General features: G+C 68.4%; 18 protein-coding genes, 1 other RNA gene and 1 pseudogene. 9 read left to right on the top strand and 11 right to left on the bottom strand.

What is annotated here, in order from left to right:
* Nucleotides 1–125: 125 nt before the first annotated feature.
* Nucleotides 126–1,583 carry a hypothetical protein gene (locus tag U0R18_RS00100; RefSeq protein ID WP_526364722.1) on the top strand — a complete coding sequence of 486 codons (1,458 nt, stop codon included), beginning with the start codon at nucleotides 126–128 and terminating at the stop codon, nucleotides 1,581–1,583.
* A gap of 115 nt (nucleotides 1,584–1,698) precedes the next feature.
* Here the strand turns inward: U0R18_RS00100 and rnpB are convergent.
* From rnpB to U0R18_RS00080, 4 genes are all read right to left on the bottom strand, one after another.
* Nucleotides 1,699–2,103, bottom strand: an RNA gene (gene rnpB, locus U0R18_RS00095) — RNase P RNA component class A.
* Between the two features lie 39 nt (nucleotides 2,104–2,142).
* Nucleotides 2,143–3,234, bottom strand: coding sequence for a bifunctional RNase H/acid phosphatase (locus U0R18_RS00090; RefSeq protein ID WP_526364720.1), 1,092 nt, complete (start codon nucleotides 3,232–3,234; stop codon nucleotides 2,143–2,145).
* Nucleotides 3,235–3,244: 10 nt separating this feature from the next.
* Nucleotides 3,245–3,964, bottom strand: a complete 720-nt coding sequence (locus tag U0R18_RS00085; protein WP_526364718.1) for a zinc ribbon domain-containing protein — start codon at nucleotides 3,962–3,964, stop codon at nucleotides 3,245–3,247.
* Complete coding sequence (locus U0R18_RS00080; RefSeq protein ID WP_526364716.1) at nucleotides 3,961–5,094, bottom strand: Nif3-like dinuclear metal center hexameric protein; 1,134 nt, start codon at nucleotides 5,092–5,094, stop codon at nucleotides 3,961–3,963. Before U0R18_RS00080 ends, U0R18_RS00085 begins: the two co-directional genes overlap by 4 nt.
* Before the next feature lie 57 nt (nucleotides 5,095–5,151).
* Here U0R18_RS00080 and U0R18_RS00075 point away from each other — a divergent pair, with 57 nt between their 5' ends.
* Genes U0R18_RS00075 through U0R18_RS00065 form a run of 3 tightly spaced genes read left to right on the top strand, consistent with a single transcriptional unit; the run spans nucleotide 5,152 to nucleotide 7,092 of the window.
* Nucleotides 5,152–5,805 (top strand): HAD-IA family hydrolase, encoded by a 654-nt coding sequence (locus U0R18_RS00075; protein WP_526364714.1) that lies wholly within the window; start codon nucleotides 5,152–5,154, stop codon nucleotides 5,803–5,805.
* Complete coding sequence (locus U0R18_RS00070; protein ID WP_526364712.1) at nucleotides 5,792–6,277, top strand: low molecular weight protein-tyrosine-phosphatase; 486 nt, start codon at nucleotides 5,792–5,794, stop codon at nucleotides 6,275–6,277. Before U0R18_RS00075 ends, U0R18_RS00070 begins: the two co-directional genes overlap by 14 nt.
* Nucleotides 6,274–7,092 (top strand): SURF1 family cytochrome oxidase biogenesis protein, encoded by an 819-nt coding sequence (locus U0R18_RS00065; protein WP_526364710.1) that lies wholly within the window; start codon nucleotides 6,274–6,276, stop codon nucleotides 7,090–7,092. Before U0R18_RS00070 ends, U0R18_RS00065 begins: the two co-directional genes overlap by 4 nt.
* On the opposite strand, the gene U0R18_RS00060 is transcribed toward U0R18_RS00065, so the two are convergent.
* Entirely contained in the window at nucleotides 7,046–7,984 is a 939-nt protein-coding gene (locus tag U0R18_RS00060) for a cobalamin biosynthesis protein (RefSeq protein ID WP_526364708.1), read from the bottom strand. The genes U0R18_RS00065 and U0R18_RS00060 overlap by 47 nt on opposite strands.
* A gap of 37 nt (nucleotides 7,985–8,021) precedes the next feature.
* Between U0R18_RS00060 and U0R18_RS00055 the strand changes: the two genes are divergently transcribed.
* Together U0R18_RS00055 and U0R18_RS00050 are read left to right on the top strand one after the other, a co-directional pair.
* Entirely contained in the window at nucleotides 8,022–8,834 is an 813-nt protein-coding gene (locus tag U0R18_RS00055) for an oxygenase MpaB family protein (RefSeq protein WP_526364706.1), read from the top strand.
* A 20-nt stretch (nucleotides 8,835–8,854) separates the two neighbouring features.
* Nucleotides 8,855–9,253 carry a VOC family protein gene (locus U0R18_RS00050; protein ID WP_526364704.1) on the top strand — a complete coding sequence of 133 codons (399 nt, stop codon included), beginning with the start codon at nucleotides 8,855–8,857 and terminating at the stop codon, nucleotides 9,251–9,253.
* 9 nt (nucleotides 9,254–9,262) lie between these two features.
* On the opposite strand, the gene U0R18_RS00045 is transcribed toward U0R18_RS00050, so the two are convergent.
* The 4 genes from U0R18_RS00045 to U0R18_RS00030 form a co-directional block, all read right to left on the bottom strand.
* The gene (locus U0R18_RS00045; protein ID WP_526364702.1) at nucleotides 9,263–10,657 is read right to left on the bottom strand and encodes a DUF4185 domain-containing protein; all 1,395 of its coding nucleotides are present in this window, start codon (nucleotides 10,655–10,657) and stop codon (nucleotides 9,263–9,265) included.
* Between the two features lie 269 nt (nucleotides 10,658–10,926).
* Nucleotides 10,927–12,351: an aldehyde dehydrogenase family protein gene (locus U0R18_RS00040; RefSeq protein WP_526364700.1), complete on the bottom strand. Its 1,425-nt coding sequence runs from the start codon at nucleotides 12,349–12,351 to the stop codon at nucleotides 10,927–10,929.
* A 167-nt stretch (nucleotides 12,352–12,518) separates the two neighbouring features.
* Nucleotides 12,519–13,103 (bottom strand): TetR/AcrR family transcriptional regulator, encoded by a 585-nt coding sequence (locus tag U0R18_RS00035; protein ID WP_526364698.1) that lies wholly within the window; start codon nucleotides 13,101–13,103, stop codon nucleotides 12,519–12,521.
* Nucleotides 13,104–13,286: 183 nt separating this feature from the next.
* Complete coding sequence (locus tag U0R18_RS00030; protein ID WP_526364696.1) at nucleotides 13,287–13,499, bottom strand: hypothetical protein; 213 nt, start codon at nucleotides 13,497–13,499, stop codon at nucleotides 13,287–13,289.
* Between the two features lie 953 nt (nucleotides 13,500–14,452).
* Here U0R18_RS00030 and U0R18_RS00025 point away from each other — a divergent pair.
* The 3 genes and pseudogenes from U0R18_RS00025 to U0R18_RS00015 form a co-directional block, all read left to right on the top strand.
* Nucleotides 14,453–15,238: an MspA family porin gene (locus tag U0R18_RS00025; protein ID WP_526367315.1), complete on the top strand. Its 786-nt coding sequence runs from the start codon at nucleotides 14,453–14,455 to the stop codon at nucleotides 15,236–15,238.
* A gap of 14 nt (nucleotides 15,239–15,252) precedes the next feature.
* Nucleotides 15,253–16,509 (top strand): hypothetical protein, encoded by a 1,257-nt coding sequence (locus U0R18_RS00020; RefSeq protein ID WP_526364694.1) that lies wholly within the window; start codon nucleotides 15,253–15,255, stop codon nucleotides 16,507–16,509.
* A gap of 132 nt (nucleotides 16,510–16,641) precedes the next feature.
* Nucleotides 16,642–17,040, top strand: a pseudogene (locus U0R18_RS00015) (diiron oxygenase); the annotation flags it as partial.
* 65 nt (nucleotides 17,041–17,105) lie between these two features.
* Here U0R18_RS00015 and istB read toward each other — a convergent pair.
* Together istB and U0R18_RS00005 are read right to left on the bottom strand one after the other, a co-directional pair.
* Nucleotides 17,106–17,963 carry an IS21-like element helper ATPase IstB gene (gene istB, locus U0R18_RS00010; protein WP_526364692.1) on the bottom strand — a complete coding sequence of 286 codons (858 nt, stop codon included), beginning with the start codon at nucleotides 17,961–17,963 and terminating at the stop codon, nucleotides 17,106–17,108.
* Nucleotides 17,960–19,321, bottom strand: a complete 1,362-nt coding sequence (locus tag U0R18_RS00005; RefSeq protein ID WP_526364690.1) for an IS21/IS408/IS1162 family transposase — start codon at nucleotides 19,319–19,321, stop codon at nucleotides 17,960–17,962. Before U0R18_RS00005 ends, istB begins: the two co-directional genes overlap by 4 nt.
* Nucleotides 19,322–19,458: the final 137 nt, after the last annotated feature.

Below are 19,458 nucleotides of genomic sequence, written 5' to 3'. Positions count from 1 at the left end.
TCTTGCAACGGAGTTCAAGCAGCATGGCATTTGCTCGAAAACCGGCGCGGGCGGGCGGGGCGAACGTACGCTGACCTCACAGTGCTCCGATTATCGGAATGCGCCCATACCGTAGGGGGTTCGAGATGCCGATGCACTCGAAGGCCGGAATGTTCGCCGCCGCGGGGTTCGCTGCGGCGCTGACGGTTTCCGCCGCGATGACCGCCGCGCCACACCGCACTCCGGGACCGCTCCCGATCCGGACCGCCGATGTGCAACTGGCGTCCGATGATTCACCGCTGCCGTGGTGGATGACCGGTGACCCGGCGTGGACCGGTACGGGCTCCGATCAGCCGCACACCACCACGATGTCCGCGTCCGCGGTGCGGCCCATCTTCGGGCGCGGCGGCTGGCTGGTCGGTGACGGGCGCGACGCTCTGGAACTCGACCCCAACTGCAACCTCCGGTGCAACGGAGAGGACGCCGGGTTGTTCGGCGGCAATGGCGGCAAGGGCGCCTACGGCGGCGTCGGCGGCAGTGCCGGCGCGTTGTTCGGCGACGGCGGGGACGGCGGCGACGGGATCGACGCGATCTATCAGGACGGGGTGCTGGTCGCCGCGGCGGTCGCCGGCGGCGCCGGCGGCAACAGCGCTCAGCTGTTCGGCCAGGGTGGTCAGGGCGGCAAGGGCGGTTCCGACTACAACTACGCGGGCGTCGGCGGGGCCGCGGGGGCCGCCGGTGGCGCCGGCGGTTCGAGCGGAATCTTCGGCGGTGACTCCGGCGCCGGCGGCGACGGCGGTGACGCCTATGCCATCTCCGGCGATGCGGTCGGCGGCAACGGCGGCGCCAGCGGCTATTCGTTCTCCGGGACCGCCGGCACGGGCGGCCACGGCGGCACCGCGTACGCGTACGAGGGCAATGCGGTCGGCGGCAACGGCGGCGACAGCGGTTACGGCAAGTACCACGCGGGCGGTGTGGGCGGCGACGGCGGCAACGCCTACGCCTACGACGGCGACGCCCTGGGCGGTGACGGCGGCCACGGCGGCGACGGGATATCCGGCAACGGCGGTGCGGGCGGCGCCGGCGGTGACGCGACCTCGACGCTGGGTTCCAGCGCGGGCGGCGCGGGCGGTAAGGGCGGTTACGACGGGACCGTCGGGAACGGCGGACAGGGTGGCGACGGCGGCAGCGCCGTGGCCGCGGTGGATGCCGTCGGCGGGGACGCCGGTGACGGCGGCGACGGTGGCGGAACCTTGACCGGCAACGGCGGCGACGGCGGCCGCGGCGGCGACGCGACCGGCGGCGCGAGCGCGACCGGCGGCAAGGGCGGCAAGGGCGGCTATGGGGGCGGGGCCGGATACGGCATCGGCGGGGACGGCGGCGACGGCGGCGACGCCACGGCCGATCCGACCACCGGCAAGGCGAGCGGCGGGGACGGCGGCGACGGCGGGGCGGGCGGCCTGGCCGCCGGAGTGGGTGGTCGCGGTGGCCACGGCGGGGATGCGTCGGGCAACACCACGGCCCCCGGCAAGGGCGGCGCCGGTGGCACGGCCGGTATCGGCGGCACCAACGGAACGCCGGGAACCGGCGGGTCGACCAACTAGCCCACTACCAGCACCCCCCTGCCAGCACCCCCCTGCCGAGCGGCCGTGTTTGTACGGCCTCCCGCGGCGTGTCGCGTACCAACGCGGACGCTCGCCATGCCTGGGGCTGCGTGGGCGAACGAGCTGGCCTGTAAGCCGGATTCTGTGCCGGGGGCCGAAACCCCCGCGGCGACCATCCATCTGGACACACCGTCACCGGGTGCCTCGAGCGGCCTACCCGCAGGCTCGGGCGAGCAGCCCTCGAACGCCTGCGCAGCCGCGCCAGGGGCGCGGCCTTCTTGGCCTTGCTTCGGGTGGGGTTTGCCTAGCCGCCCCGGTCACCCGGAGCGCTGGTGCGCTCTTACCGCACCGTTTCACCCTTACCCCCTGCGCCACGAGGGCGCAGGCGGCGGTCTGTTCTCTGTGGCACTTTCCCGCGAGTCACCTCGGATTGCCGTTAGCAATCACCCTGCTCTGTGAAGTCCGGACTTTCCTCGAGCCCTGGAAGACATCCAGGTCCCGCGGCCGCCCGGCCAACTCGTTCGCGTCGTCAAAAATACCTGATCAGCGCTGGCCGCCGTTACAGGTAGGCCGTCTGGTTCACCAGCCGGACCGACGCGGCACCGTCGCCGTAGAACTCGGCGATCGACAGCGACGCCAGATCCAGGTGCAGCCGGTAGAGCATCCCCGGACCGGCATCCAGGGCCATCCGCAGCAGCGTCTTGATGGGCGTCACGTGCGAGACCACCAGCACCGTCGACCCGCCGTACTCGGCGATGATCCGGCTGCGGGCGCGTCGCACCCGGGCGTGCACGGCATCGAAGCTCTCCCCGCCGGGCGGGATGACCGACGTGTCCCGCAGCCAGTTCCCGTGGATCTTGGGGTCGGCGGCGGCGGCCTCGGCGAACGTCAGGCCCTCCCAGGAGCCGAAGTCGGTCTCGATCAGGTCGTCGTCGACGGTGACGGGCAGGCCCAGGACGTCAGCGGCGGCGCCGGCGGTCTCCAGCGCCCGCTGCAGCGGTGAGCTGACAACCGCGGCGATGCCCCCCGTGCCGCCCAGGTAGGCCGCGGCCGCATTGGCCTGACGGCGGCCAAGCTCGGTCAACGGCGGGTTCCCCCGGCCCGAATACCGTCGCTGCACCGACAGTTCGGTCTGCCCGTGCCGCAGCAGGAGCATCCGGGTCGGAGCGCCGGTGGCTCCCGTCCATCCCGGTGACGTCAGCGCCGCGGCCTTCTCGGCCGACTCCCCCGGCGGATCGGCGTCGACGACGGCCGCGGCATCCATCGCCTCGTTGGCCAGTCGGTCGGCATGCGTGTTGCGTTCCCGTGGGATCCAGTTGAAGGCGATGTGTTCGAAGCGCGCCGCCAGCGCCCGGGCCTCGCGGTTGAGTTCGATGAGGTCGGGATGTTTCACCCGCCAGCGGCCCGCCATCTGTTCGACGACCAGCTTGGAATCCATCGACACCGCCACCTCGGTGGCCCCGAGTTCGACCGCCTCGGTCAGGCCGGCGATCAGGCCGCGGTATTCGGCGACGTTGTTGGTCGCCAGCCCGATGGCCTGTTTGCGCTCGCCCAGCACCGTGGCACGGTCGGCGGCCAGTACCACCGCGCCGTAGCCGGCCGGACCGGGATTGCCGCGGGAGCCGCCGTCGGCCTCGACGATGACCTTCACGCAACCACCATCACGAACCAACCCCCTTGACGCGCAACAGAATTGCGCTGCATTCCGGGCAGCGCAACACGTCGTCGTCGGCAGCGGCCGCGATCCGGGACAGCTCGCCCCGGTCGATCTCGATTCGGCAGGCGCCGCAGCGGCCGCCCTGCAGGGCACCCGCCCCGGCCCGGTCGTACAGGGCGGCCAGGTCGGGGCCGGCAACCGACACCAACTCGGTGCGCCGCACCGTGGCGGTATCGCGGGCCTGTTCGATCCCGGCCAGCGCCTCGTTGCGGGCGTGCATGGCGGCGTTGAGCTCCCCGGTGAGCGTCTCGATGCTCTGCTGTTCACCGGCCTGCTCGGTCTGCAGCTGCTCGCGGCGCTCCATGATCTCGAGTTCCGAATCCTCCAGGGCGGACTGCCGGCGCTGCAATGTCTCGAGTTCGTGCTGCAGTTCGGCGAGCTGCTTGGCGTTCGTGTCGGGTGAATCCAGCAGGGCACGGTCGCGGTCCTCCCGCTGGCGCACCCCGTCGATCTCCGATTCCAGCCGCTGCACCTGACCCTCGAGATCCTCGAGCGCCAGGCCGAGTACCGCCACCCGATCGGCCACCACCCGCTGCTGGGCCTCGAGCTCGTCGCAGCGCTGCTGCTCGGGCAGGTTGGCGGCGCGATGTGCGATCCGCGTCAGTTCGGCGTCGAGCTGGGCCAGTTCCAGCAGCGCCCGCTGCTGGGTCGCGTCGGCTTTCATGCGTGCTTCTCCCGTTGCGCGTGCAGATTCCAGGGGTCGGTGCGGATGGACGACGTGCGCACGGCCAGCGCATCGCCGAAGTGGCCGGCCAGCACCGCGGCGGCCTGATCGCACCACGGTTGCTCGCTGGCCCAGTGCGCGACGTCGACCAGGGCCACCTCGGAGCCGCGGCGGTGCTCGTCGGAGGGGTGGTGGCGTAGGTCGGCCGTGACGTAGACGTCCACACCGGCGCGGGCGACGGTGCTGAGCAGCGAGTCGCCGGCACCGCCGCACACCGCGACGCGGCGGACCGGCCGGTCGGGGTCACCGGCGGCCCGGACACCCCAGGCGGTGGCGGGCAGCCGCGCGCCCACGCGAGCGGTGAAGTCGCGCAAGGGTTCCGGCTCGGGCAGTTCGGCGATGCGGCCCAACCCGGTGCCGGCGGGCAGCGCGGCCAGGGGGATGACGTCGAAGGCCGGCTCCTCGTAGGGGTGGGCGGCGCGCATGGCCGCCAGCACCGCGGGCCGCGCGCCCGCCGGCGCGATGACCTCGACGCGGTCCTCGGGCAGCCGCTCGATCTGCCCGACCGTTCCGATCGCCGGCCGGGCGCCGTCGTGCGGCAGGAACTGCCCGACGCCGGACACGCTCCAGCTGCAACAGGAATAGTCGCCGATCTGTCCCGCGCCGGCGCCGAACACTGCGGCGCGGACCGCGTCGGCGTGCTCGGGCGGGACGTAGATCACCCATTTGTCGAAGTCCGCCCCGGCGGTCGGGTCCAGCACGCCGACGACGGTCAGGCCGAGGGCCCGAGCCAGCGCGTCGGACACCCCGGGGGCCGCGGAGTCGGCGTTGGTGTGCGCGGTGAACAGGGCGCTGCCGGACCGGATCAACCGGTGCAGCAGCGCGCCCTTGGGTGTCGAGGCGGCGACGGTGTCCACCCCGCGCAGCAGCAGCGGATGGTGCGCGAGCAGCAGAGCCCGCTCCGGTACCTCGTCCACCACCGCCGCGGTGGCGTCGACGGCCACGACCACGGAGTCCACCGGATCGCCCGGTTCTCCACAGACCAGGCCGACCGAGTCCCAGGATTGCGCCAACTGCGGCGGGTACGCGGCGTCGAGCACCTCGATGATGTCCGCCAGCCGCACCGTCACAGTGAAGAACAGTAGTGCGCGCAGAGCCGGGCCCCGGCGGTCGGGGAGAATGAACTCGTGACACCGCACTCGCCCGAACTCGTCCTGTTCGATCTCGACGGCACCCTGACCGATTCGGCCGAGGGTGTGGTGGCCAGTTTCAGGCATGCGCTGGGTGAACTGGGCGCCCCGGTGCCCGAGGGCGATCTGGTGTCCCGGATCGTCGGCCCGCCGATGCATGTCACCATGGCCGACCTGGTCGGGGACCGCGCGGGCGAAGCGATGACGGCCTACCGCGCGGACTACACCACCCGGGGGTGGGCGATGAACCGCACGTTCGACGGGGTTCCGGAACTGCTCGCCGACCTGAGGTCGGCCGGGGTGCGCCTGGCGGTCGCGACGTCCAAGTCCGAACCCATCGCGCGCCGGATCCTCGAGCACTTCGGCCTGGACGGCTTCTTCGAGGTGATCGCCGGGGCCAGCCCGGACGGCGTCCGCTCGGCCAAGGCCGACGTGGTGGCCCACGCGCTGGCGCAGCTGACACCGCTACCGACCCGGGTCCTGATGGTCGGCGACCGCAGCCACGACGTCGAGGGCGCCGCGCAGCACGGCATCGACACCGTGGTGGTCGACTGGGGTTACGGCGGCGCCGACTTCCCCGACGGCTCCCCCGCCATGGCGCACGTCGCCGACGTGGCGCAGCTGCGTGAGGTGCTGAATGCCCGATCATGATCTGCACGTGACGTTCATCTGCTCGGGCAACATCTGCCGCTCGCCGATGGCGGAGAAGATGTTCGCCCACCAGATCCGCGAACGCGGGCTGGCCGACCGGGTGCGCGTCAGCAGTGCGGGCACGGGCCACTGGCACGTCGGCGAGGGTGCCGACCGCCGGGCCCGAAAGGTGCTGGCCGCCAACGGTTATCCGGTGGAGCACCGCGTCGCCCAGATCGGCGACGATCATCTGGCGGCGGATCTGGTGATCGCCTTGGGCCGCAATCACTTCCGCTTCCTGCGCGCAGCCGGCGTGGCCGACGACCGGGTCCGGATGCTGCGGGCCTTCGACCCGCGCACTGGCGCCCACACCCCCGACGTCGATGATCCGTACTACGGCGGCGACGCCGAATTCGAAGAGGTGTTCCACGTCATCGCCGCCGCGCTGCCCGGTCTGCATGCCTGGGTGGACGACCGGCTGGACAGGTCATGACGCGGCTGGGGTTCCTGCTGCGGCCGGGCTGGATCGCCCTGGCGCTGGTGGTGGTCGGGTTCGCCTACCTGTGCTTCACGGTCCTGGCGCCCTGGCAGCTGGGCAAGAATACGACAACCTCGCGCGAGAACCGACAGATCAACGCGTCGCTGTCGGCCGATCCGGTCGCGTTGACCTCGGTTCTGCCGCATCAGGATTCGTCGGCGCCGGATGCGCAGTGGCGGCGCGTCACCGCGACCGGACGATTCCTGGCCGACAAGCAGGTGCTGGCCCGGCTGCGGGTGGTCGAGGGCGACCCCGCGTTCCAGGTGCTGGTGCCGTTCGCGGTCGAGGACGGCCCGACCGTGCTCGTCGACCGCGGATACGTCCGGCCCGAAGGTGCTTCGCGCGTTCCGCCGATCGCCGCACCGCCGACCGGCACCGTGACGCTGGAGGGCCGGCTGCGCGATTCCGAGACCGCCCCCGCGGACAAGCAGCCCGTCACCGAGCAGGGCTTTCGGCAGGTGTATGCCATTGACACCGGGCAGGTTTCGCAGCTGGTCGGGGTTCCGCTGACCGGCTCGTACGTCCAGCTGGGCGCCGATCAGCCCGGCGGGCTGGGCGTCGCTCCGCTGCCCCACCTGGACGCCGGGCCGTTCCTGTCCTACGGCATCCAGTGGATCGCGTTCGGGATCGTCGCGCCGATCGGGCTGGGTTACTTCGTGTACTCCGAGCTGAAGGCCCGTCGCCGCGAGAAGCAGGGTCGCGATGGCGCGGCCGGCGGTCCGGTCACCGTCGAGGAGAAACTCGCCGACCGGTACGGCCGGCGGCGCTGACCAGAACCGTCACGGCAACCACCGACGAGGCCTGCACGATGCGCGAGAGTCGCACGGCGCGACGCAGATCCGCGACCGTCGCCGGGCGGCCGTCCCCCAGCGTCGGCCTGATCTGCAGTTCGTGGTGATAGCGGGTGGGACCGCCGAGGCGCACTCCCAAAGCCCCGGCGAACGCCGCCTCCACCACCCCCGCGTTTGGGCTGGGATGCGCGGCGGCGTCGCGCCGCCAGGCCCGCCAGGCCTCGGCGGGCGACCCGCCGACCAGCGGTGCGCACCCGACCACCAGCGCGCCCGCCAGCCGCGCCGGCAGATAGTTGGCCACGTCGTCCAATCGTGCTGCGGCCCAACCGAACCGGGCGTAGCGCGGTGAGCGGTGTCCGATCATCGCGTCCAGCGTGTTGACCGCGCGGTACGCCAGCACCCCGGGCACACCGCCCAGCGCGGCCCACAGCAGCGGTGCCACCTGCGCATCGGAGGTGTTCTCGGCGATCGACTCCAACGCTGCGCGCGTCAGCCCGGCGTGATCGAGCTGCGCCGGGTCACGGCCGCACAGCGACGGCAACAGTTCCCGGGCTCGATCGATGTCGTCACGTTCCAGGTCGTCGGCCATCGCCAGGCCGGTGCGTGCCAGCGAGGTGCCGCCCAGGCTCACCCAGGTGGCTACCGCCAGTGCCGGCCACGAACGCCGGACCAGCTCCGCGGCCACGGTCACCGGCGCCAGCAGCAGCACGACGTGCAGCACGCCGGCGGTCCGGCTGTCGCGGTGGGTGACCCGTTCCAGTGTCGCGGCGGCGGACCCGAACCCAGCCACCGGATGTGCACGGCGGGGGTCGGCGAACGCCAGATCGGCGAGGTAGCCGAGCAGAATGCCCGCGACGCGTCGGGAAATCATCCACGGCAGCGTCTCACAAGGTGGTCTACTCGAATCCATGAGGCATGCCCGACGGGTGGTCGATCTGCTCAACCCGGCGTCGATGCTGATGCCGGCGTCGAACGTGATCATGCAGTTGTCCGCGCCCGGCGTCGGTTACGGCGTGCTGGAGAGCCCCGTCGATTCGGGCAACGTCTACAAGCATCCGTTCAAACGCGCGCGGACCACGGGCACCTATCTGGCCGTGGCGACCATCGGCACCGACGCCGACCGCAGGTTGATCCGGGCGGCGGTCGACACGGCGCACCGGCAAGTGCATTCGACAGCCAAGAGCCCGGTCTCCTACCGCGCGATGGACCCGAAACTGCAGCTGTGGGTGGCGGCCTGTCTGTACCGGTACTACGTTGACGCACACGAATTCCTCTACGGCCCACTGGATGACGAGTCCGCCGACGCCGTGTACGCCGACGCCCGCAAGCTCGGCACCACCCTGCAGGTGCGCGATAGCATGTGGCCGCCCGACCGGGTCGCGTTCGACGAATACTGGAAACGCTCGCTGGACGAGCTGGCCATCGACCCGCCCGTGCGCGAGCACCTCGAGGGGGTGGCCGGATTCGCGTTCCTGCCGCGGCCGATCCGCGCGGTGGTCGGGCCGCTGAACCTGTTCGCGACGACGGGCTTCCTGGCGCCGGAGTTCCGCGCGATGATGCGGTTGCCGTGGGGCGCGGCCGACGAACGGCGCTTCGCGGTGCTGATCTCCGGGCTGCGACTGGCCGACCGCGTCATCCCGCGCCGGGCCTGGCTGGCGGGATACCAGCTGTACCTGTGGGACATGCGGCTGCGGCACCGACTGGGGTTGAAAATCGTCTGATCCCGGCGAAGGCTGGGACGATGTCCGAATTCCCCGCCTTGACCCACGTCGCGGTCACCGTTCGCGATCTGGCAGTGAGCACCCCGTGGTACCGCGCGTTGTTCGGTACCGACCCCGCCCTCGATGAGGACACCGACGCCGGTTTCCATCATGCGGTGTGGGCACTCGGTAACGGCACGTTGTTCGGTATCCACCAGCACGACACCGCCGCACCCGACGAGAAGTTCAGCGAGTTCCGGGCCGGACTGGATCACGTCGCGTTCGGTTGCGCGTCCCGCGCCGAGCTCGAATCATGGGCCGCGCGGCTGGATCAACTCGGCGTCGCCAACGGCGGTGTGGTCGACGCGCACTACGGTTCCGGCCTGAGTTTCCGTGATCCCGATGGCATTGCCCTGGAGTTCTTCGCCCCGCCCGGATAGCGACTGCCCTCAGGGCAGCACCGTGTGCATCAGCATCACGTTGTACTCCGACCACAGCGACAGGTTGTAGTACAACTCGCGGCCCGTCGACCACGGATGCAGGAACGGCGCGTAGATGCCGCCGGGAATCTGCATCGAGGACACCAGCATCTGCTCGGGCCCCCAGGGGCCCTGCGGAGCGGGCGCGGTCCGCATCACGACGTCGTTCATGCCGTTGCAGTACAGCGCCAGATACTGCTTCAGGTACGAGTTGTACTGCGCCGACATCTCGCCGACGGGGCCCGGGATGACCGGGGTGGCCGCGGCCGGGTTCGCCGGTACCCAGGAGTCGCTGTCGGAACTCCAGTATTCGTACTTGCTGAGATCGGGAATCTGCGCCGGCGCGACCCGGGAGACGTACGCCGATCCCCCGCGGCCGTTCGGCGTTCCGAACGAGTAGATGTAGGGATCGCCGGGGCCGGGTTTGAGGAACGCTCCCATCTGGAACTTCTCGTTGCCCCCGGACGGCGGGCGAACGGTGCCCGGGTAGACGCCCCACGTCTCGCCGTTGTCCGCCGAGGTGGCGATGGCCGAGTAGTTCGTGGTCCACGCGCCGTTGTTGTCCCAGGTCTTGATGGACATGAAGTTCATGTACTGCCGGCCGCCGGCGGCGATGCCAGCGGTCGGGATGATGCCCGTCTCCTCTGGCGCGTAGTTGATGCTGTTGACGATCTGCTTGGAGATGCCCGGCCGCCAGATCGGTGAACCGGCGTACGGATTCTTGATCGCGGCGTCGGACACCGCGACGGTGTTGGTCAGCGAGCGGTCCTGCGTGCGCAACAACACGTTGTAGCGCCACTGGTTGCCGGGGACCACGCAGTAGCCCTTGGTGTCGCCGAAGGCCATCAGCACCTGGTCGTTGTGGGGATCCCCGTTGTCCCACATGATGCCGAGGTCGGTGCCGCTGATCGCGAACCGCTCCATCGTCTTGTTGGGGCTGTCGGGTCCGGTCACCCAGCCGACCACCGACGTGCCCGGCGGGGCGGTGGACGGCGGGCCCGCGGCCGCAGCGGGCTCCGGTGCGGTTTGGGCGGGGGCAGGCGCCTTGGCGGACTTCGACGGCGTGGTCGCGACGACGGCGGCCTGCTGTTCGATCTGGGCCGACTTCGCCGATTTGGGTATCACCGCCTTGAGCAGGGCCATCAGCTGGCCGAGCTTGGGGCTGGGCGCGTTGTCGTCGGTGCCGGCGGGCCGGTGTCCGGTCGGTCGGTCGAACGGCGCGATCCGGGACGGGCTGGGAATCTGGTACGCCTGTTCGGGAAGCGGTTGGGCGGTGGCGGCGGCGCCGGTGCACGGGTCGGCCTGCGCTGTGGTGGGTGGGACCACCATTGCCGCACAGAGGCCGACCGCGGCAACGGATGCCACCGAGACCGTGGGAATTCGATTTCGCGCCGACACGTCACACCTTCGAGGTTGGGACGTCTGGCTCGGACACGTGAGCTCGAGCCAAAAGGCGACGTCACCGGCTGGGACAGATGTGACGATAGTGAAAGCTGTGATTCATGTGATCAGTGCGTCATCAATCGATGCGGTGCCGTGACCGTGTCGCAACCGCCTGACCGATCTGTGCAGCGCTGTGTGCGACATCCACTCGCACAACGTGTCCGTGGCCGCTGAGCAGATGGGAAGCTTGCTCAGGTGAGGCCGATGTATACCGACTTGGTGTTGAAGTAGGCCTCGAGTCCCTTCTTGCCGCGCTCGCCGCCCCAGCCGGACTGCTTGTGCCCGCAGATCGGCATCGACGGGTCGGCCGCCAGTGCCGAGTTGACCCAGATCTGGCCGCCGCGAAGAGAATTCGCGACCCGATGGGCCCGGGACAGGTTCTCCGTCCAGATGGCACCGGCCAGCCCGTACGCGGTGTCGTTGGCGGCGGCGATCGCTTCTTCTTCCTCGTCGAACGGGATCACCGATCCGACCGGGCCGAAGATCTCCTCGGTGATCAGGCGCATATCCGGGGTGGTGTTGGTGATGATGGTCGCCTCATAGAAATAGCCCTTGCGGTCCATCGGCTTGCCGCCGGTGATCACCTCCGCGCCGCCGGCCACACCGTCGCTGACAATGCCCGCCACCCGGGTGCGCTGCTTCTCGCTGATCAGAGGACCGAGGACGGAGCTGGGATCTTCGTAGCCACCCATCGGCAGCATCTGTGCGAACCCGGCCAACCCCTCGACCACCTGGTCATAGATCTTGCGCTGCACATAGATTCGCGACGTGCACGAGCAGTTCTGGCCCGAACCGGCGAGCAGGCCCATTCCGGCACCCATGATCGCCTTGTCCAGATTGGCGTCGTCGAACATGATCAACGGCGATTTGCCGCCGAGCTCGAGGGTCAGGCGCTTGAGGTTGCCGGCGGCCGCGTGGACGATCAGCCGGCCCACCTCCGTGGACCCGGTGAACGCGATCTTGTCGACGTCGGGATGCGCGGTCAGCGCCGCGCCCGTGGTCTCGCCGTAGCCGGTGATGACGTTCAGGACGCCGTCGGGCAGACCCGCCTCCCGGAAGATCTCCTCGAGCTTCAGCGCCGACATCGGGGTTTCCTCGGCGGGTTTGAGCACCGCGCTGCAACCGGCCGCCAGCGCCGGCGCCACCTTGAGCATCGCGACGAAAAACGGTCCGTTCCAAGGGATTATCAGGCCCACCACGCCGACCGGCTCCAGCTGGGTGAACGTGTGGTATTCCTCGAAATGCCCGAGCAGGCCGTCGGACACGAGGTTGGCCGACTCGCCGTGGATCTTGCCCACCCAACCGGCGTAGTAGATCAGCATCTCGTTGGCCACCTTGATGATCTGCTGCGCGGCCAGCGCGTTCATTCCGTTGTCGCGGGCCTCGATCTCGGCCAGTTCCTCGGTGCGCGCCTTGATGATCTCGGCGGCGCGGAACAACACGTCCGCCCGGTGCGCGGCCGGCAACTTACGCCAGACGCCGGACTCGAACGTCTCGCGCGCTCGCGCCACGGCGGCGTCGACGGCCGCCTGATCGGCGTCGGGCACCTCGCCGATCTGCTCCTCGTTCGACGGATTGAACACCGGAATCGTGCCACCCGGAGCGCTCACTGACATCGATTTCCCTTCGCCCAGCCGCCAATGCTGAGCACTTGCTTAGCATTGGCGGCTGGGCGGCGTCAAGATCCGCTTCTGCGGTCTTTGCGATCAGATGCCGCCGTGAACACGGCGGCCCAGGGTGCCGGGCTGCTGCGCGAGCCGTCGCGGCGCGGGACGCCGGTTGGTCACTCCGGGAGCAGAGTGCGCCCGCCGAACAGCAGGTAGGAGCTACAGGCAGCGGCTACCTCGCGGGCATCGAACGGCTCGGCCGTGGCACCGTCCTTCATCGGCATCACCGCCATCGCCAGGCAGCTCACCACCACTTGGCCGGCGATCTGCACGTCCACGTCCTCGCGGACCCACCCGCGGCGCCGACCGGTCGACAGCAGCGCGGCGAATTGTGCGCCGAGTTCCTGGTAACCGTGGAAGATCGTTCGGTACGCCGCCTCGTCGAGTCCGGGCGCCACGAACGCCACGAATGACACGACCTCGGCGTTGTTGGCCACATGATCCAGCACGGCGTAGGCACGCGCCTCGAACTCGGCGACGAAGGCGTCCCGGTCGACCAGTGTGGACACATCGCCGGCGCCGGACGCGGCGGAAACCAGCCCGTCGATGGTGCGTTCGAGGATCACGTCCAGGAGGTCACGCTTGTTGCGGTAGTAGTTGTAGAACGTACCGGGGCTGACGCCGCACCGGCTCGTGATGTCGACCACGTCGACGCCGCGATAGCCCAGCTTGACGAACAACTCAGTGGCAGCGCGGTACAACTGAGCGGATCGATCGTCAACAGCGATGGCAGCCAGAACCTTTCGTAGCGAGGACTTCGGCGCCCTACCCCGGCCGGGTACTGCCCCAGAAGATTCCCTGACGACGATTGATTCCTGAACATTAGCAAATCAGGACCGGCCCGAAGGTGCCCGCGCCCGGTTGCCGACTCGGAGCCCGCACGGTCACGGTCGGTCCGAGAGAGGACGCTGGTCGTCCGTCAATTCGCCCATCTCGCCGGACCAGCGGTCGAGATCGATCTCCGCGGTGATCGCCGCCACCGCCCGGTCCGCGGCGGCCGCCTTGTCGCGACCGAACAGAACGCCCAGCAGTATGAGCAGCAACAGACTCACAACCCCAGTGGCCCACACGACGGCGAAGATCAGCACGATCGTCACAACCACGCGTCACCACCGGGTGAACCTGGAAGCCCAGGACTGCCGGGTGGCGCCGAGCACGCATCGGGGTACCTCATGACCACACCGTTCTCTCAACACCGAGCCAACCGTCGCCGCCTGACGACGGAGCCGGCCTCAGGCGGCCTTTAACGAGACTGACGACGCAGTCAGATAAATATGCTAGGACACCGCGACGTTGCTAGCAACGATGCGCTCGATGTTGATCCGTTTGCTGAAAGTGGGCACGGACGAGGGGCAGCCGCACTGGTTCGGAGCAATCAGCAGTTCGAGGCACACCACCAAGTGGCATCCGGACCTCTGGGCTCCGACATCCCCTGCGGATTTCTATCCGCGAATTTTGTTGAACAACCAAATTATTCGATATTAGATGCGCGGACCTCACGCCTTGGGGTGTGCCGGCATCCCACCGGAGCCGCGGCTGACGAATCCGTGGATGAGCACGCTGGACGAACAACTGCACCCCGGTTCGGCGGTTGTCCAAGACGTTACTCGACGACGGCGCTGGATACCTCGCGCCCGAGGGAGATTCGAGCCAGCCGGACGTCGCAACTGTCCGATAATCACCCGGGGGGCGGACCTCTTCCGTCAACCTTGGGCAATATCCGACCGTCATGCCTAATCGCCAAACGGAAACCATGCTCTGCCTCGGGCTCGTTCACACCCGGCTCCGCAAACATCAAACGAATAGATATCAGGCCGAAACCCTCTGTATAGCGATTGATTTAGCGAACTGGACCACGTCTCTGGCGAACGATGACAACTTGACGGGACCAACGGCCGACCGATAGTAATAATTCCGTGACTGGCATATCAGTCATACCGCGCGGAGTTGGCGCCCCTCACTCCGTGCGGGCACTTGGGCTGCCGATTGCGTCCTGGCGTGTCCTCGGCGAGGCGGCATGAGCTAGGAGAACACTTTGGTGTCACGGAGGCTGGCGGCCGTGGTCGCAACCACGACCGGCGCTGCGGTCCTGTTCGCGGCCACGGCGGCCGTTGCGGACCCAGAAATCATGCCTGACCAGTATCAACAGTTCACCACCGACGACGGATGGGTGGTCGATCTAACTCTCACGAATGAGCTGATCGACCACATCGACAACATCGCCGGCGCAAGCAATTCATGGCAAGCGCGAGTGTCCTATCGAGCTGAGGTGACCATCAGCGGTGCAGGGTCGTCGCCGATCCAGGATTCCCAAGTGGAGACCGGATATTTCGTCGGCTGCCGGACAGATTCGTCCGCCGGTGTAGAAGTTGGCGGCGATGCCGGAGTCGGCGGGTTCCAAGCGGTCGGCGGCGGCGTCGGGGCTGACCTCGGCGTCGGCGTCGGTGCCGGTGTCGGCGGCGGCGTCGGTGGCGGGGCCGGGGGTTTCCTGGGGTTACCGACCGGCGTAGGTGCAGGTGTCGGCGGCGGCGTGGGTGGCGGCGTGGGAGCGGGTGTCAACGCGGGCGTCAACGCCCAGGTCGGCGCCGTGGCCGGCGTCGAGGAACACCTCGGCGGCCACATCCGGGTGTTGCTCCGGCCGGGCGGTCTCGCCCAGCTGCCGATCGACCGCATCAACCTGAGAAACATGCACGCGGTCTCGCAGGTCCGGACCGTCAACATCGAGGCCGACGGGTGCGGCGGGCAGGTGCGCATTCAATCCTTCGCCACCGTTCGGGTCAGGACCGACAACGGTAACGACACACAGACGCTCTACGGCGAACCGAAGACCTTGTGATGAAGGGGGACAACATGATCGCGTTGCGTCAACTGGGGAACAGGGCAATGGTGTTCGCAGCGTTGGTCAGCCTGGGCGTTACCGCTTCGGCGGCCCGAACACCCGCCATTGCCGACGTCGACGTCGCTCCGCCGAACCCCGCGATCCGTCCGATGCCGGCAGATCCCCCGCGTGCCGACTACATCGGCGGGGCGAAGGTCTCCTCCAGCGCCCCGCAGGGCGAGGACAACGGGATGGGGCAGCCATTGGCCGCCGCAACCTCGCTGTCGACCTTCACGATGCCAATGTTCGCCAAGGACGGGATCTTCTTTCCGACGGTTCGTGCCGGCAACAACGTGGTGATCCATCTCCCCAACGAAATGCGGCTGCAGCCGGCCCAATGGGCGGGCGACGGAGGGGCGACCTATACGTCGAATGATGTCGATTATCAAGTGATTCCGTATTCGGGCGGTGGCGGTGACATCGTCGTCCACCGAAAGAGCATCAGCTCACCCAGCGATATGCAGTTCGGGGTTCGACTGCCGGCGAACACTCATTTACGCCAGGGCGACAATGCGTTCCTGCTCGAAACCGACCCGGCCCCGGGGAACCCCGCCTCCGTCATCGGAACCTTCTCGGTCCCGGTCGCCCATGATTCGAATGGGGTCGGAATCGCGGTAACTCCCACCCTGGCCGGCGGCTTCCCGAATCAGACGAACATTTCGATCGACCTCGGGCCTGCCAATATCCTCGCCTTTCCGGTCGATGTGATGGTCGCTTACCGTGCCTCGAACATTCCAACCGTCGGCGCGCTCTCGCAAGACTGGGCCGGTGTTCCGCCGGGCGCGACGGCACCGCAGATTGCGATAAAAACCGGCGATTACGTCTTGGACACCGATGGGCGATTCCGCCCCGACGGCGTCGATCCAGCGCTCTACGCACAACGCCACTCGGGGGTATGTCAGGGCGGCCCGAGCGGAGTGAGCATCGACACCGGGCGATCGGTCGATTTCACCGGCGCCTGCCGCAGCCAACAGATGTGCCTCGACATCACCGACCCAGGTCCGGGAGTCGACCTGTGTAACAACGCATTATTCGCGAATATGTCGGCCCAGTGCGTGGCTGCCGTGGGTCAGAGCGGGAGCGACTACGACACCTGCGTGCGCGTTGCCAACGACGAAACGCGTTGGGTGAAGGAGAATATGCGTACCGGTAAGCTGTGCCAGCCGGTCACGCCGGATTCCGATATCACCAAGGCACCGTCGAACGGCAATTCCTACTGCCGACCCTGAGACGGCCGTGCGCGATCGCAGGATTGACACGGTCGGCAGCGGGCCCGAAGCCGATTCCATGGGGATCCGCCGTTGACTGCAGTCTGCTGGGCAACGGCGCTCGTCATCACCGGCGCCATCTCGGCGCTGGTGATGAGGCGACAATCGCATCGACGCCGTAGGGACAGCGAGGCTGTCGACGACCCGCAATACCGTGCCGCACTGTCGATCCTGAGCGAGGGGTCGGTGCGCCGCCACTTCGATGCATATGCCGACATCAATTGGGGAGCAACCGAATTCATCGTACGGCGCGACGACCCCCGCTGGGTCCTGTCGAAGTCCGATCTACTCGGCAGCCACCGGTGGTATCAGGGTCAGTCATCGAGCAGGCAGATCGCCATCGGATTGGCCCGGCAGGCCAATATCGCCAAGGTGGCTGCGCAGTTCGAGAGCATCCTGGTCCGTGGCTTGATGCACTACAGCTTCCGACTGCCCAACGGATCACCCGAATTTCGTTACTGCGTGCACGAATCCGTCGAGGAGTGCAACCACATGTGATCGCGCTCATCGAAAATCCTCAGGTGTGCTCGCCGAAATTCCTCACCTGTGAGCAGCGGTCAGTGTAGTTGTCGGCGGGTGCCGGTGGTTGTTCGGCGTAGGGTTTCCGCGGCGGCCTGGTGGTCGCGTAACCGGTAGGACTCGCCGTCGAGGTTGATGACCACGGAGCGGTGCAGCAGGCGGTCGAGCATGGCGGCGGCCACGGTGGTGTCGCCGAGGATCTCACCCCAGGCTCCCACCCCGCGGTTGGTGGTGATGACGATGCTGGTCTTCAAATACCGTTGGGAGACAACCTGAAACAACGCCGAAGCGGCTTCGGCGGGCAACGGCAAGTACCCCAGTTCGTCGATCACGAGCAGGGTCGGGCCGGCGAAGAACCGCATAGTGGTGGCCCAGCGTCCCTCGATCGCGGCGCGGTGGCACCGAGCGGCCAGATCGGCGGCGGTGGTGAAGTAGGTCCGGTAGCCGGCATGTGCTGCAGCCCTTGCCAATCCGACCGACAAGTGCGTCTTTCCTGTTCCCGGCGGCCCGATGAGCAGGATGTTGGTCGCCGACTCCAGGTAGCGGCAGGTGCCCAGCTCGTCGATCAGCTTGCGGTCGATCCCGGCGGCGGAGTCGACGTCGAAGTCATCGAGGGTGGCCGGGGTGGGCAAGCAGGCGAACCGCAGTCGGCCTGCCAATCGGCGGGCAGTGCTGGCATCGACCTCGACGGCCAGCAGCCGCTCCAACGCGACGGTCAGCGACAACCCCTCGGCGGCGGCCTGATCGAGCACCGCGGGGAGCGCTTCGGCGGCCGCGGTGAGTTTGAGTTCGGCCAGGTGCGAGCGCAGCTGCTGATAACGACTTGCCGCCGCTGACGGCGATTCCTCGGCGGTGGTCGTAGTGGTGGTTTTCGGGGTGCGTGGGGTGGGGGTCATTGGATGGTCCTGTTCTGGGCGGCCCGCTCATATGCGGACAGGTCGATGACGGTGGAATCGGTTGACGGAGTGCAAGATTGATCAGCAGAACTATCGGCCTGTTTGATCTGGATCAGTTGTGCGGCAGCAGCTTTGGCCGCGGGTCCGGGTGGGATGCGTTCCTTGCGACGGTGTGGACGCCCAGTGGCCGCGGTGGCCATCGCGGCGGTGTCCAAGGCGATGACATGACCGCTGTCGCGCACCATCACCCCGAGCCCGTCGGCGGCCATCCGGTGCCGGGCGATCACGATCCCGCTCATGGTGGCGATATCGCAGAAGTCGGCCCCGACCGGATGTGACACCACGACCTGTGCGGCGGCGAGTTCCGGGGGTACGGAGTAGCGGTTGCCGCGGTAGGGCACCAATGCCTGCCGTGACGCGGTCCGGCGCTCGGAGACGATGACGGGATACGGGGTCGCCGGCACCGGCTGTAGCGGTTCGGCCTTGGCCACCACTGCGACCGAGGAGCGGCCGTCGGTGGTGGCCCGCAAACGAGTGTCACCGCGGACGCGGGCGAAGCGATCCAGGTTGGCCTGGGCCGCCTCGACGGTCATGTCGTCGGCCAGGGTGCGCCACCAGCGTTGGGCGGCGGTGTGGTTGACTTTCTCCACCACGCCCTTGCGGTTGCCGCGCCGCGGCGGGCAGATCGCCACCGAGACGCCGTAGTGCTTGGCCACCCCGGCGAACGATGCGGTCACCCGGCCACTGCCGGGGTCGCACACAGTGGCCATCCGATCGAAGCGCCACACCCGTGTGCAGCCGCCCAGGCCGCGGGTGACGCGGTCCAAGCCGGCGACCAGGTGCGGCTGATCCTCCGACGCCGCCAAATAGCCGCGCCACTTTCCGGAATGGGCCAGCGACCCGACCAGCAGGTGCGCGGTCTTGCCCCACCCCCATGATGCCGGTGGATCGGGCAATTCCAGCCAGTCCCATTGGGTTTCATCACCCGGCGGGTGCGGGATCACCGCGTTCGGACGCTGGGTCGCCGTCCGGCACGCCTCACAGACCGGGCGTAGATTGCGGGTGCGGATGTTGCGAGTCAGGCTTTGATACGACAACGGAAACCCCAGGTCCTCGAGTTCGTCGAACAGGGTGCGGGCCCACAGGTGCGGATCCTCGGTCAGTCGCGCGGTGACGTAGTCGACGAACGGATCGAACGGATCAGGGTCGGGCCGGGCCCGGACCCCGGGCTTGCCGTCACCGGCCAGATACTTGCGGACCGTCTTGCGATCGCGACCGGTGTGGCGGGCGATCGCCGAGATCGACCAACCACGTTTGCGTAGGGCATGTACTTCCACATCGTCCTCCCATGTGAGCATGAGAAAGCGGGCCTCCTTCGGTGGAGCAACTGGCGTCAGACACCAGCAGCTTCGAGGGAGGCCCGCCCTTCTCGGCGGAGCCACACGGGTGGGGAATTTCGATGAGCGTCAGTGGGGAATTTCAGCGAGCGCGGTCA

It is taken from the genome of Mycobacterium sp. (genome assembly GCF_046330795.1).
Classification (GTDB): Bacteria; Actinomycetota; Actinomycetes; order Mycobacteriales; family Mycobacteriaceae; genus Mycobacterium.
The sequence above is the reverse complement of the archived record's forward strand: the minus strand, read 5'-3'. Positions and strand labels throughout refer to the sequence as shown.